This is a genomic window from Profundicola chukchiensis, assembly GCF_029664245.1.
Lineage (GTDB): Bacteria > Bacteroidota > Bacteroidia > Flavobacteriales > Weeksellaceae > Profundicola > Profundicola chukchiensis.
In genome coordinates this window covers 90,049-103,134 of sequence record NZ_JANAIE010000004.1, presented here as the reverse complement: position 1 = coordinate 103,134, position 13,086 = coordinate 90,049, and the positions used below count along the sequence as shown (strand labels likewise).

Sequence of the window (13,086 nt, the reverse complement as noted above, 5' to 3'; positions counted from 1 at the left end):
AAAACGATGCTCATTAAATTTAATTTAGTATTTGACTAAAAATCTTATATTTGTAGTATAAATTTAAATTGAAAATTATTTAATTATGAAAAAAGTATTATTATTAGCAGTTGTAGGAGGAATGATTTCTTTTACATCTTGTAAGAAAGAAACGAACGAAAAAATGGCTAACGATGTTGAGCAAACAACAGAGAACGCTGGTGATGCAATTTCTGATGCAGCAAGTGATCTTGCAGAAGGTGCAGACGCAGTTTTCGAAGATACTAAGGCATTAGTTACAGACGCTCCTCAATTAGAGAACGCTGAATTACAAGAGTGGGCTAACAAGTTACATGACGAAGCTGTCAAAGCTAAAGCATCTGCTACTGCTGGAAATGCTGATGAAATGAACGAAGCTATAGCTAACATTACTTCATTAAGCGAGTCTTTAGTTAACTTTAAAGATAATGCAGAGTATGCTAAAGCTGAAGCGTATTACAATGAAATTAAAGCTGAATTAGAGCAATTATAATTCTAAGCAAATAGAATAAAAATTAAAGGCTTTCCAAATGGAAAGCCTTTTTTCATTTACAAATATTAACTACTTGTTTAAGGAATTAATTCTGTATTAATATCTAAAACATTTTCATTATAATATCTCTCTAAAAATTCAGCAGTGATATGTTTCGCCCCTTGAATATCTGAGGATTGAATATTTTGGATGACTCCTTGGTTAATATACTCTCTCAACATCTCACAAGAAGTAGGTAGATAACTAAAGTGCCAAGGCTCATATTTAAAGCCTTTTCTATCTTTAGCATTGGTATAAACTTCATAAAAGCCAAAATCCTCAGCATGTTTATTCATCCATAGTTTGAACTCATGATATACTCCACCTTTATTGAAATGCTTTTCATTTAAAGGATTATTAGCAACGCCTTTGGCGCCATCAATAATATCGAAGTCAGTACCCCAATGATGTCGAGATGTCCCGGGAATTGTACTATAAGCAATAATCTTTTCTATCGCTTTTTCTGGGCTCAGTTTTTGCTCCCTCGTATATTTAATATACTTATTATCCCAAATTCTCTTTTGGTGGTTATAATTTCTATAACTTGAAACTACATAAGGCGAAAAACCATCTTTTTTCGCTGCGGCAGTTAGTTTCACTAAACTTTCATGAACCTCCTTTCTTAGCTTATATCCATTTCCAAACATCTTAGGATTAGCTTTTCCCATTAGTTCGTCTACACTAAAAGTTAATTCTTCTTGATTAGTGAACATAGCCGATAAAGCCATAGGTGTGCTCAATGCTACACCAAGCAAAAAGCTTTTCTTAATAAAATCTCTTCTACTATTAGACATCTCCTACTGTATTAAAATCAACATTAACCTTTTCTCCTCCTTCTCCATCACTCTTTCCTTTCTTTTTACCGGTGATTAATAAACCTGTTAGCATTATAATCATACTTCCTAAAATTACAATTAATAAAACCTTTTCGTTGATGATTTTATTGCTAAATTCAATCGGAAGATCTAAAAATAATAAAATGGTAATCAATCCGCGCGGTGCGATGAAGCCAGTTGGTACCAACTTTTTAGGCTGTGTAACTCCTAAATACAAGAATCTTACTGCTAGGATTACACCTAAAATAGCCAGACCATAGATATAAGTTTCACCCGACAAGAACATGTCAACCGTGATATTAAACCCAAAGAATAAAAAGAATCCTGTTCTAATCAAGAAAGTAGACTCTGCTGTTAGAATATGGAATTCATGCAGCCCCTCCTCTGCTTTGGTTGTATTAATATATTTTCGCCAACGAATGGGAAGCAAGTTCCTAGAATTGGACATAAATAACCCAAAGAAGAAGACAATAATTAAAGCTGATAAATGAAATTTCTTAGCAATTACATAGGCTAAAATCAACAAGGATAGAATCAAGAAAAATTTAACCTTGTGGGAAATTTTAGCAATCAATTCAATTAAAATATAGGTTACTACCAGTGATATAATAACCACCAGAATGATCTCAAAAATCAGTGACATAAAAGATCCTGCAGTAACCAGTTTTGGTACTTCTAGAGCTAAACCAGTAGAATCATTGACTAAATGGCTTTTTAAGAAGTAAAACAAAACAATACCAAGAATATCTGAAAATGTGGATTCATAAACCACAAATTCTTTATCCTTGTTTAAAAGCCCAGCTGCACTCGGGATGGCCACAGCACTACTAATGATAGCTAGTGGTGTCGCATCTAATAAACTCTCTAAGAACGGAATTCCCATCCACTCATGGAACATAAATGCGAGGCCAAAGGCAGTGAGCAAGAGGGTAATTAAAGCGGAGAGAAACCCCTGAATAATGATTCCCCGCTTTTTCTTATTAATTTCTAATTCCAAAGCCCCTTCTAGAACAATAAGAATTAATCCTATTGTTCCAAAAGTGGGAATGATTCTATCTAAATATGGAATATGATAATTTGTAGCATCCGCCAGCCAGCGTAATCCAATACCTGTTGCTATTAGTAAGATGACCGACGGAAACTGTGTTCTACGCGCAAAAGCATCAAATAAATAGGAAAATATAATCAGGACGGATATCCCGGCCATGATATAGGCTACATCCATTTATTTACTTTTTGTTCGTCGCTAATTCAGCAATTTTAACAATCACTTGTGTTGCTTTGGCCATAGACTCAAGAGTCACATACTCATATCTACTGTGGAAGTTTTGTCCTCCAGCAAAAATATTTGGACATGGTAATCCTTTATAAGATAATTGCGCACCATCGGTTCCTCCTCTAATAGGTTTGATGTCTGGTTTAATGTCTAATGACTCCATAGCTTGCTTTGCAAGATCTACGATGTGCATTTTATCTTTAATTTGTTTATACATATTAAAGTACTGATCATTAATCTCAACAATCACTCTTTCTTCTCCGAAAGTTTTATTCATGCTTTGAGCAAGTTCTAATAAGAAATTCTTTCTCTTCTCAAACTTCTCATCATCGTGATCTCTAATAATCATTTGCATCACCACTTCATCCACTCCTCCAGAAATATCATGTTGGTGGAAGAATCCTTGTCTGCCGTCAGTTTTCTCTGGAACTTCATCTTTAGGTAAAGCTTCAGCAAACTCACGTGCTATATGCATAGCGTTTACCATTTTACCTTTAGCATAACCTGGGTGAACCATTTTACCTTTAAAAGTAATTTTAGCACCTGCTGCATTAAAGTTTTCATACTCTAACTCTCCTACTGAACTTCCGTCCATAGTATAGGCCCACTCAGCACCAAATTTCTCAACATCAAACAAATGAGCTCCTTTTCCAACCTCTTCATCTGGGGTAAATCCAACTGCAATTCTTGCTCTTGGAATTTCTGGGTGAGCTTTTAAATATTCAACAGCTGTAACGATTTCAGCAATTCCTGCTTTATCGTCTGCTCCTAATAAAGTAGTTCCGTCTGTAGTAATAACAGTCTCACCTTTAAAACTTGCTAATTCAGGAGAATCTTTAACCGAAAGAACAATATCTTTCTCGGCATTTAATACAATATCTCCACCGTCATAATTTTCATGAATTTGTGGTTTAACATCTTTACCCGTAAAATCTGGCGAAGTGTCAAAATGAGAAATAAACCCAATTGTAGGCAATGTTCCTTCTTGATTAGATGGCAAATAACCCATTACATAAGCATGATCATCGATAGAAACATCTTCTAATCCAATTTCTTCTAATTCTTTTTTCAGGTAATTCGCTAAATCCCACTGCTGTGGCGTGCTTGGGATTTCTTCCACATCTGGTTTACTCTCCGTATATGTCTTTGCATAGTGTAAAAAACGATTTAATAACTTATCTTTCCACTCCTTTTCCATGACGTTAATTTAATTTTTTTCAAAAGTAATAATATAAAAATTCTTTATCTTAGACAAGTTTAAATTTAATGATGATTTCTATAACCGAATGCCCAAGAGATGCCATGCAAGGTATCAAAACTTTTATTCCTACAGAGCGAAAAATCAAATATATTCAGTCTCTAGTAGATGTAAATTTTAACACATTAGACTGCGGTAGCTTTGTATCGCCAAAAGCCATTCCTCAAATGGCAGATACACAAGAAGTTATTTCTAGTCTTGATTTAAGCAAGAGTTCAACCAAACTTTCTGTTATTGTAGCCAACCGACGTGGTGCAGAATTAGCTTGCGATGTTGAAAACGTCCATTATTTAGGATTTCCTTTTTCAGTATCGGAAAAATTTCAACAATATAATACCAACGCTAGCAGAGAAGAAGGTATAGAGCGAGTTAAAAAGATTTTAAAAGTCGTAGACGGAACTGATAAAAAACCATTGATTTATATTTCTATGGGTTTTGGTAATCCATATGGCGAGGAATGGTCAACGGAAATGGTTGAGAATTATGTTCAACAGTTTATTGATATGGGCATAGAACACATCAAACTTTCTGATACCATTGGTGCTGCTAAAGAAGATGATATTGCAGCTCTATTTAGTCATTTAATTCCAAAATATCCTGGTATTGAAATAGGTGCTCATTTCCATACGGAATACAATTCTTGGTTTCCAAAAGTGAATACAGCTTACGAAAATGGTTGCAGACAATTTGATGGAGCAATTCAGGGATATGGAGGTTGCCCAATGTCTAAAAGTGACATGGTTGGAAATATGCCTACGGAGAAATTAATTTCTTTTATGAATCAAAAAAATCTTAAAACAGATATGGATTTATTGGCCTTCGAAAGTGCATTTAATAAAGCCTTAACACTGTTTAATATTTAAAGCATTGGTTTTCTCTTAGGCTCATTATACTTTTGCTAAACACACCCAAATTCTATGAAATCTTATCTCTTTAGCAGTCTGCTATTAACTTCTATATTTAGTTTAGGTCAAGATTCGTTTATTATTGTAAATGAAGACTCTATATCTACAAAAGAATTCAAAACTGCCTACCATAATAACATAGAAATGGAAGGTATTGATAAGGCTGTTGATACCTATATTAATTTTAAACTCCTTCAACAAGAAGCCGAAAAAACTAAAGTAGATACTACGGCAGCTTTTGCTAGAATTTATACTCAATCTATACAACCTGAGCGTGATAAGTATTTGTATAATGAGGAGGTTAAAAACAAGTTAGTAAATGAAATTTGGACCAATTTACAAACCGATCGTAAAGTAGAAATTTTCGCTTTAGGAGTTGCAAATCCTTTTGATCTTGAAGCTAAAAAAGAACGTTCTCTATTAGCTAAAGATTTGTTTCAACAAGTTTGTAAAAATCAACCCGCCACTCAACGTGTTATTGAATTTAGAAAAACTCTGCCTGAAAACAAGGTTTGGTTAAGACCTATGAAATCTTCAGCAGAGATTGAAAGAGTGGTTTACAAAACACCCGTTGGAGCTTGTTCTGATATACAAAATTCAGAAAATGGATTTTTCTTTGTTAAAGTTTTAGAAGAAAGGCCATCCACAGGAATTATTGGTTTGGATTTTATTTTTAACCCAGATAAAACTAAACTTCAACAAGCATCTGAAGAATTAAAAAATGATGCAAAATGGGAAGATGTTGTTAGTAAATACAATATCAGCAAGGCTAACACGGGTTATATCAACAAGCCTAGATGGGATGTAGATATTCCTACAGAATTTTTAAATGAAATTAAGAATTTAGAAGAAGGTGCGATCACAGAGCCATTCGAAGCCAAAGATGGTTACTACATTATTAAGTTTTATAAGCAAGAAAAATTTGATAATAAAGACAATTGGACAGACTGGATTGAGAATAACATTCCACAATCTAGCTACTCTATGGACTACGTTCAATATGTGGAAAATCATGCAAATAATGTTGTTGAAGTTATAGAAGACCCATCAGCGCAGAGTGAGGTAATCCAAGCTTTAGGTAAAGATTTTTTCTCTAAGGACAAAGAAATCGAGTTTAAAAATAATAAGAAGATTTGGTCAACTGATGAAATGAGTTTTAGCCAACAAGATTTATTAAGAGAAATCAAATTGTCTAAACAATTCTTAGGTAAGGACACCAACTTCGATGAATTTTTAGCTTATAGTTTACCTAAATATAAAACTCAGTTTAAGCTAAATAATTATATAACACATTTAGAAAAGTACGAATCTGATTTCGCGGAGGCTTCAGATTTATTAAAACAAGCTATCAAAGTAAATCATTTGATTGAGTACGAAATTTATGATAAAGCAGTACACGATAGTATCGGTCTTCAGAAGTATTTAAATGATCATATTGAAGATTATACTTGGCCTACACGATATGCATTAGAAATTTATAGATACAAAAACCCTGAGGACGCCAAGGTTTTAACTAAGATGCTGAAAAGGAAAAAATCTAGTGAAGAAATTTTAAAGTATTTCGAAGGCAAAAAGGATGACAAAGGCGCTTTAGCAGTAGTTTTAACACGTGGTAATTTTGCCATAGACGGTGCAGATACACCTAAAAACTTTAATCCAAAAAAGAAAATCCAATCCTTGACTTATAGAAACGGACCATCTATTGTAAGGTTAATATCTAAATTAGAAAGTCGTCCAAAAACCATTGAAGAAGCTTCTAGACAATTAAAAGAAGCTTATAAATCATATTATTACGAAGAAACCCTGAAAAACTTGAAGAAGAACGCAACTATCAGCCTACCTTCAACGTTATAGATTAAGCATGAGGAAATTCATTTTTATATTTACTTTATTATTCACTTTATCTTGTCAACAAGACAACCCCAAAAATTGGGTAGCCAAATACAAAGACAATATCCTAACTAGAAGCGATATTCAAGCTGTTATTCCCAAAGGCTTATCCGAAGATGATAGCCTTCAATTTGTCAATCAACATATTGAGAAATGGGTAAAAGACAAGATTTTAATGTCTGAGGTAGATGATATTTTAACTGAAGAAGAAATTAATCGTATCGAAGCCCAAGTAGCTTCTTATAGAGAGGATTTAACCGAGAGTATTATTGAAGATAAGTTTATGCTTGGTTTTTCCGACGAGGTTACTGAAAAAGAATTAATGGATTATTACGAACAGTTTCCTGATACTTTTGTTTTAAAGGAAAACATTATCTCCTATCGCCTTTTAGAGGTTCCACAGGATTCGGCTAACAAATTCAAAAGATTGCTTCGCAATGGAGATTTAGAGGATTTAGAACTAAGACTTAAGACCAATAACTATTATTATGACTTCACGGAAAATAATTGGGTTGAGCTAGACAAGTTATTAGCTACTGATATCTTACCAGAAAAGATCAGAAAACAGAACTTGATGGATGAAAATCAAATCTTTACATCCACGGATAATAATAAATCATTTATCATACAAATAGATGAAATCGGCAAAAAAGGCAATGCCGCACCCTATACCTTTATAAAACCCACCATCAAAAGTGTGGTACTTAACAAAAGAAAGTTAAATTTGCTGTCTGAAAAAAAGCACAAGTTGTACGAAAAAGCATTAGAAAATCATGAAATTAAGAAAAAATAATATTATATATAGTCTATTCATCCTATTACCTATACTAGGTTTTGCCCAAGATAAGAAGATCGATGGCGTAGCTGCAGTTATTGGAGATGAGGTTGTTTTGGAGTCTGATATTCAACGAGATTATATGTTGGCAAAACAACAAGGTGCAGAAGTACCAGATCAATGTTCCTTTGTGAGTAATATCTTGGTTCAAAAAATGGTTTTAACGCACGCAAAACAAGATACGTTGGTGTCTGTTTCGAGTGAAAGAACCAAAGCAAGAGCTCTTTCAATTTTAGAGGATTTCAAAAGCAGAGGTTCAGAAGAAGAAATTTTATCAGTATATGGTGTTAGAACCATGGCAGAACTTCAGAATGAGTTAGAAATTATCGTAAGAGAAAACCAACTTATTCAGTCTAAAAGAGAATTGATTGAAGATAATACAGATGCTTCACCAGAAGACGTTAAAAACTTCTTTAACCTATACAAAGACGAGTTACCAAAAATTAACGAGGAGGTAGAATTATCTCATATTGTAATGTATCCAGTGATTACACCGGAACACAAACAAGAAATCATTGACCAGTTAAATGGTATTAAAAAAGAAATTCAGGAAGGTGCAAGTTTTAGTACCAAAGCAATTTTATATTCAGAAGACCCAGGGTCTAGCAACAATGGTGGATTATACCAGAATATAAGACGTGGTACCTTTGTTCCAGAATTTGACGCCGTAGCATTTAACTTAGAAGAAGGTGAAATTTCAGAACCTGTTGAATCTAAATTTGGATTCCACTTAATTCAATTAGATAAAAGATTAGGACAAGCAATTGATGTTCGTCATATTTTAATTGTACCTAAACCAACCGACGAGGAAATGAGAGTTGCTCATAATTTGATGGATTCAATTAAAACTCAAATTATCGAAGGTAAAATGACCTTTAAAGAAGCTGCTTTAAAGTATTCTGAAGATAAGTACACAAGATACAACGGAGGTAAATTAACTAACCCACAATCAGGCGAAAATCGTTTTGAGCGTAGTAAACTACCTATGAAACAAGTTTATGCTATTGCTGGTTTAGAAAGCGGAAGTATTGCGAATCCTTTTGAAACAGAATTTGAAAACAGAAAAGCTTTAGAGTTATTAAAATTAGATTTAGTAGTTCCAGCTCACAAAATCTCTTTAGAAACTGATTATACGCGAGTTCAGAATATGGCGGTTCAACAAAAACAACAAGAGAAGTTATTTGATTGGATAGATAGTCAATTAGCCGATACTTTTATTAAGATTCACGACGATTATCAACATTGTGAATTTGAATTTAACTGGTTGAAAAAGTAATTTCAACACTTAGAAAACTTAAAATCCCAATATCCATCGATGTTGGGATTTTTTTTATGATTTAAATTTAACCTTAATTGAAAATCCAAAATAGAATAAAACTCAAAGCACTTAAGCCCTCTATCCAAAAAGTCGTGAACCATTTATTCTTGGTTTTAGAAGAATTTAGTAGAAAAATTAAGGCTATAAATAAAGTAACTAAAAATGGAATGTGAAACTGATTTATTTTAAAAGAGAAATAATTTAAGAATAAAATAAAGCTAAGTCCAATACACATCACTCCTATCTTAATACTTCCACTTACACCGAATTGTTGTGGCAGTGTTTTAATGCTTTCATCGTCCTCTTCTAAATCTCTAATATCAAACGGAATAGTAATGGCAACCACAAAGAAAAATAAGCTTAAAACCAAATTTAATAGATTAAAACCAACAATGCCCAAGTCATTAAAAGCCGGTAATATAGCCGTAATAGACCACACCAAGGCGATTGAAATCATCTTAATGTTGGGCAGATTACGAAGCCTTTTTTTGTTAAAAGCATAAGAATAATAAATGCTAATAAAAGCCAAAACTGATAAGATTAAAACAATTTGGATTTTAAGATAAATTAAGCCCAAGACCAAACTAAATAAACCAGAAAAAACCATAATCAGCATTCTCCAATTTTCCTTATCCGTTACCCAATGAGATAAATTATAAGCAAAGAGTGTCGCAAAAAAGGCAAGAAAGATTAACACATCACAATCCCAAGCGTTGATTAGCTGTATATACTTGCAAAGCAGCGCAAAACAAAAGGCTACCCATGCCTGAGAAGAGATAATTGCATGATAAATATTAGGTAGCAATTTTCGCAAAAGGTATTATTTGAGTGTAAAATTACGTAATTTTAGCTCTTCAACATTTAATAAATGCAATTAATGAATACCAACGATTTTTCACTTCGCCACATTGGAGTTCATGGGGACGACAAAAAACAGATGCTTAATGACTTAGGGGTTGAAAGCCTTGAGCAGTTAATGCAGGAAACTTTACCGGATTCTATTATCGTAGATAAAGATTTAAACCTACCAGAGCCCTTTAGCGAATTGGAGCTAGAAAGACATATGAAACGTCTTGGCCTTAAAAACAAAACGTTTAAGTCTTATATTGGTTTAGGATATTACAACACCATTCTACCACCAGTAATTCAAAGAAACATTTTAGAAAGTCCAGGTTGGTACACGGCTTATACTCCCTACCAAGCTGAGATTGCACAAGGTAGATTAGAAGCATTACTTAACTTCCAAACCATGGTTTCTGACCTAACTGCTTTGCCAATTGCTAACGCTTCTCTTTTAGACGAAGCTACAGCAGCTGCAGAAGCTATGCACATGTTCTTGGAGTCAAGATCACGTGACCAGAAAAAATCAGGTGCTAATCAGTTTTTTGTTTCAGAGGAAATTTTCCCACAAACTTTAGCAGTTTTAAAAACTAAAGCTGATGGTTTAGGCGTTGAATTAATTATAGGAGATCACAGAGAGTTTAGTTTTACAGACAAAACTTTTGGTGCGATTTTACAATACCCAGCTAAATACGGAGAAGTCTATGATTACTCAGACTTCTGTGAGGCTGCACACTATGCAGGTTCAAAAGTAGCTGTTGCTGCAGATATTTTAGCTTTAACCCTTCTTAAAGCTCCAGGAGAATTTGGTGCTGATGCTGCAATTGGTAGTACACAAAGATTCGGTATCCCAATGGGATTCGGTGGACCACATGCTGCTTATTTAGCTTGTACAGAGGATTTCAAGAGACAGATTCCAGGTAGAATTATTGGAGTTTCTCAAGATACACATGGTAACATGGCACTGAGAATGGCACTTCAAACTCGTGAGCAACATATTAAGAGAGAAAGAGCAACTTCTAATATTTGTACAGCTCAAGTTTTATTAGCTGTTATGGCTGGTATGTATGCTACTTACCATGGTCCAAAAGGATTGAAGTTTATTGCTGATTCTATTCACCTAAAAGCTTCTTTATTAGAAAAAACATTAAAAGATCTAGGATATACCTTAAACAACAAGCACTTCTTCGATACACTTAGTATTTCTACAGAAGGTCTTGAAGTTGAACGATTAAAAGAAATTGCAGAGCTTCACGAAATCAACTTGAACTTCCACGATCCTAAGCAAGTTAGCATTGCATTAGACGATTTAGATGCTGCTACCAACGAAGGATTTAATGATTTAATTCAAGTTTTCTCTAAGTATAAAGGGGTTGAAGCACAAACTGTAACTCACACTAATAGCGAAGTTAGAATTCCTAGCTCAGTACAGAGAACTTCTGATTACTTAACGCATGAAGTATTTAACTCATATCACACAGAGACTGAGTTAATGCGCTATATCAAGAAGTTAGAAAGAAAAGATTTAGCTTTAAATCACTCAATGATTCCTTTAGGAAGTTGTACCATGAAATTGAATGCTGCCGTTGAATTACTTCCATTGAGCTGGATTGAATTTGGTGGTGTGCATCCATTTGCACCACAAACGCAAACAAATGGTTACAGACAAATGATCAAGAATTTAGAAGATTATTTATCTGAAATCACAGGTTTTGCAGCTACATCATTACAACCGAACTCTGGAGCACAAGGTGAGTATGCTGGATTAATGACTATTCGTGGTTATTTAATCGATAAAGGCGAAACTCAAAGAAATGTTGTTGTGATTCCTGAGTCGGCACACGGAACCAACCCTGCATCTGCTGTATTAGCTGGAATGAAAGTGGTTGTTGTTAAAAACACCGAGAACGGTGAGTTTGACATGGATGACTTAAAAGCTAAAGTTGAAAAACACAGCAACGAGTTAGCTGCTTTAATGGTAACATATCCTTCTACTTACGGTATGTTCGATCAAAACATCAAAGAAGTTACAGCTTTAATTCACGAGCATGGCGGACAAGTTTATATGGATGGTGCAAACATGAATGCTCAAGTTGGATTAACCAATCCATTCTATATTGGAGCAGATGTTTGTCACTTAAACTTACATAAAACATTCGCGATTCCACACGGAGGTGGTGGCCCTGGTGTAGGTCCTATTTGTGTTGCTGAGCACTTAAAACCATTCTTACCAACTAATCCATTAGTAGAAACTGGTGGTGAAAAAGCTTTAGATGCGATTTCGGCAGCTCCATTTGGATCGGCTTTAATTCACTCAATTTCTTATGGTTACATCCGCTTATTAGGAAACAAAGGTTTAACTTTAAGTACACAATCAGCGATCTTAAACGCGAATTATCTTAAAACTAAATTACAAGAGCACTACCCTATTTTATTCCAAAATGATAAAGGAAGAGTAGCGCACGAAATGATTTTAGATTGTCGTCCATTTAAAAAGGCTGGAATCGAGGTTACTGATATCGCTAAACGTCTCATGGACTATGGTTTCCACGCTCCTACTGTATCTTTCCCTGTGGCTGGAACATTGATGGTAGAACCTACAGAAAGTGAGTCTAAAGGCGAATTAGATAGATTTATCGATGCGATGATTTCTATTAAGAAAGAAATCGACGAAGTAGCTAGTGGCGATTATCCAGTGGATAATAACGTATTGGTTAACTCACCACATACCCAAGAATTATTAACAGCTGATGAATGGGATAAACCATATTCTAGACAAAAAGCTGCTTTCCCTCTTGATTGGGTAAGATCTAATAAATTCTGGGCAAGCGTTGGACGTGTTGACGATGCTTATGGAGATAGAAACTTAATGTGTACTTGTCCTCCATTGGAAGAGTATGTATAATTAAGCATATTAGTTAAAAACAAAAGCGAGTATTTCATTTAGAAATACTCGCTTTTTTATTTCGATATCAAACATTAAAGCTTGATATATGATGAATTAATTTATTCTCCTTTAACTTCAAAAACTTGCTCGATTACCTCTTTTAATTGAGGTTTAGGTAAAGCACCTTGAACAACCTGCGGCTCTTTTCCGTCTGTATTCATAAACATAATGGTAGGAATACTTCTGATTCCGAACATAGCAGCTAATTCTTGTTCTTTTTCGGTGTCAACTTTATAAAAATCAATTTTACCTTCGTATTCTTTGCTCAACTCTTCAAAAATTGGAGCTAATGTTTTACATGGTCCACACCAATCTGCATAAAAATCTAAGATTGCTGGTCTATTACCTTCGAACTTCCATTCTTTATTCGTTTCAAAGTTGAAAACTTTCTCTTTGAAACTTTCTTTATTTAATAATTCTGCCATAATTTA

Annotated in this window: 11 protein-coding genes; 6 read left to right on the top strand and 5 right to left on the bottom strand. The window is 34.2% G+C overall.

Annotated elements, in window-relative coordinates:
* Nucleotides 1-85: 85 nt before the first annotated feature.
* Entirely contained in the window at nucleotides 86-511 is a 426-nt protein-coding gene (locus NLM59_RS06900) for a hypothetical protein (RefSeq protein ID WP_304417028.1), read from the top strand.
* Between the two features lie 77 nt (nucleotides 512-588).
* Here the strand turns inward: NLM59_RS06900 and NLM59_RS06895 are convergent, their stop codons facing one another.
* Genes NLM59_RS06895 through pepT form a run of 3 tightly spaced genes read right to left on the bottom strand, consistent with a single transcriptional unit; the run spans nucleotide 589 to nucleotide 3,860 of the window.
* Entirely contained in the window at nucleotides 589-1,344 is a 756-nt protein-coding gene (locus NLM59_RS06895; protein WP_304417027.1) for a M15 family metallopeptidase, read from the bottom strand.
* A complete protein-coding gene (locus NLM59_RS06890; protein ID WP_304417026.1) occupies nucleotides 1,337-2,611 on the bottom strand; it encodes a cation:proton antiporter domain-containing protein in 1,275 nt (424 codons plus the stop codon). The genes NLM59_RS06895 and NLM59_RS06890 overlap by 8 nt, the downstream gene beginning before the upstream one ends.
* A 4-nt stretch (nucleotides 2,612-2,615) precedes the next feature.
* Nucleotides 2,616-3,860 (bottom strand): peptidase T, encoded by a 1,245-nt coding sequence (gene pepT / locus NLM59_RS06885; RefSeq protein WP_304417025.1) that lies wholly within the window; start codon nucleotides 3,858-3,860, stop codon nucleotides 2,616-2,618.
* Between the two features lie 68 nt (nucleotides 3,861-3,928).
* On the opposite strand from pepT, the gene NLM59_RS06880 reads away from it, so the two are divergent.
* From NLM59_RS06880 to NLM59_RS06865, 4 genes are read left to right on the top strand one after another with little or no spacing between them, the layout of a single operon-like run.
* The gene (locus tag NLM59_RS06880; RefSeq protein WP_304417024.1) at nucleotides 3,929-4,783 is read left to right on the top strand and encodes a beta/alpha barrel domain-containing protein; all 855 of its coding nucleotides are present in this window, start codon (nucleotides 3,929-3,931) and stop codon (nucleotides 4,781-4,783) included.
* Between the two features lie 54 nt (nucleotides 4,784-4,837).
* Nucleotides 4,838-6,679, top strand: coding sequence for a peptidylprolyl isomerase (locus NLM59_RS06875; RefSeq protein ID WP_304417023.1), 1,842 nt, complete (start codon nucleotides 4,838-4,840; stop codon nucleotides 6,677-6,679).
* 7 nt (nucleotides 6,680-6,686) lie between these two features.
* Nucleotides 6,687-7,508, top strand: coding sequence for a peptidylprolyl isomerase (locus NLM59_RS06870; RefSeq protein ID WP_304417022.1), 822 nt, complete (start codon nucleotides 6,687-6,689; stop codon nucleotides 7,506-7,508).
* A complete protein-coding gene (locus NLM59_RS06865; protein ID WP_304417021.1) occupies nucleotides 7,489-8,826 on the top strand; it encodes a peptidylprolyl isomerase in 1,338 nt (445 codons plus the stop codon). Before NLM59_RS06870 ends, NLM59_RS06865 begins: the two co-directional genes overlap by 20 nt.
* Nucleotides 8,827-8,899: 73 nt before the next feature.
* On the opposite strand, the gene NLM59_RS06860 is transcribed toward NLM59_RS06865, so the two are convergent.
* Nucleotides 8,900-9,682, bottom strand: a complete 783-nt coding sequence (locus NLM59_RS06860) for a UbiA prenyltransferase family protein (RefSeq protein ID WP_304417020.1) — start codon at nucleotides 9,680-9,682, stop codon at nucleotides 8,900-8,902.
* Between the two features lie 63 nt (nucleotides 9,683-9,745).
* Here NLM59_RS06860 and gcvP point away from each other — a divergent pair, with 63 nt between their 5' ends.
* Nucleotides 9,746-12,613, top strand: a complete 2,868-nt coding sequence (gcvP, locus tag NLM59_RS06855) for an aminomethyl-transferring glycine dehydrogenase (RefSeq protein ID WP_304417168.1) — start codon at nucleotides 9,746-9,748, stop codon at nucleotides 12,611-12,613.
* A 101-nt stretch (nucleotides 12,614-12,714) separates the two neighbouring features.
* On the opposite strand, the gene trxA is transcribed toward gcvP, so the two are convergent.
* Nucleotides 12,715-13,080, bottom strand: a complete 366-nt coding sequence (gene trxA / locus NLM59_RS06850; RefSeq protein WP_304417019.1) for a thioredoxin — start codon at nucleotides 13,078-13,080, stop codon at nucleotides 12,715-12,717.
* Nucleotides 13,081-13,086 lie beyond the last annotated feature (6 nt).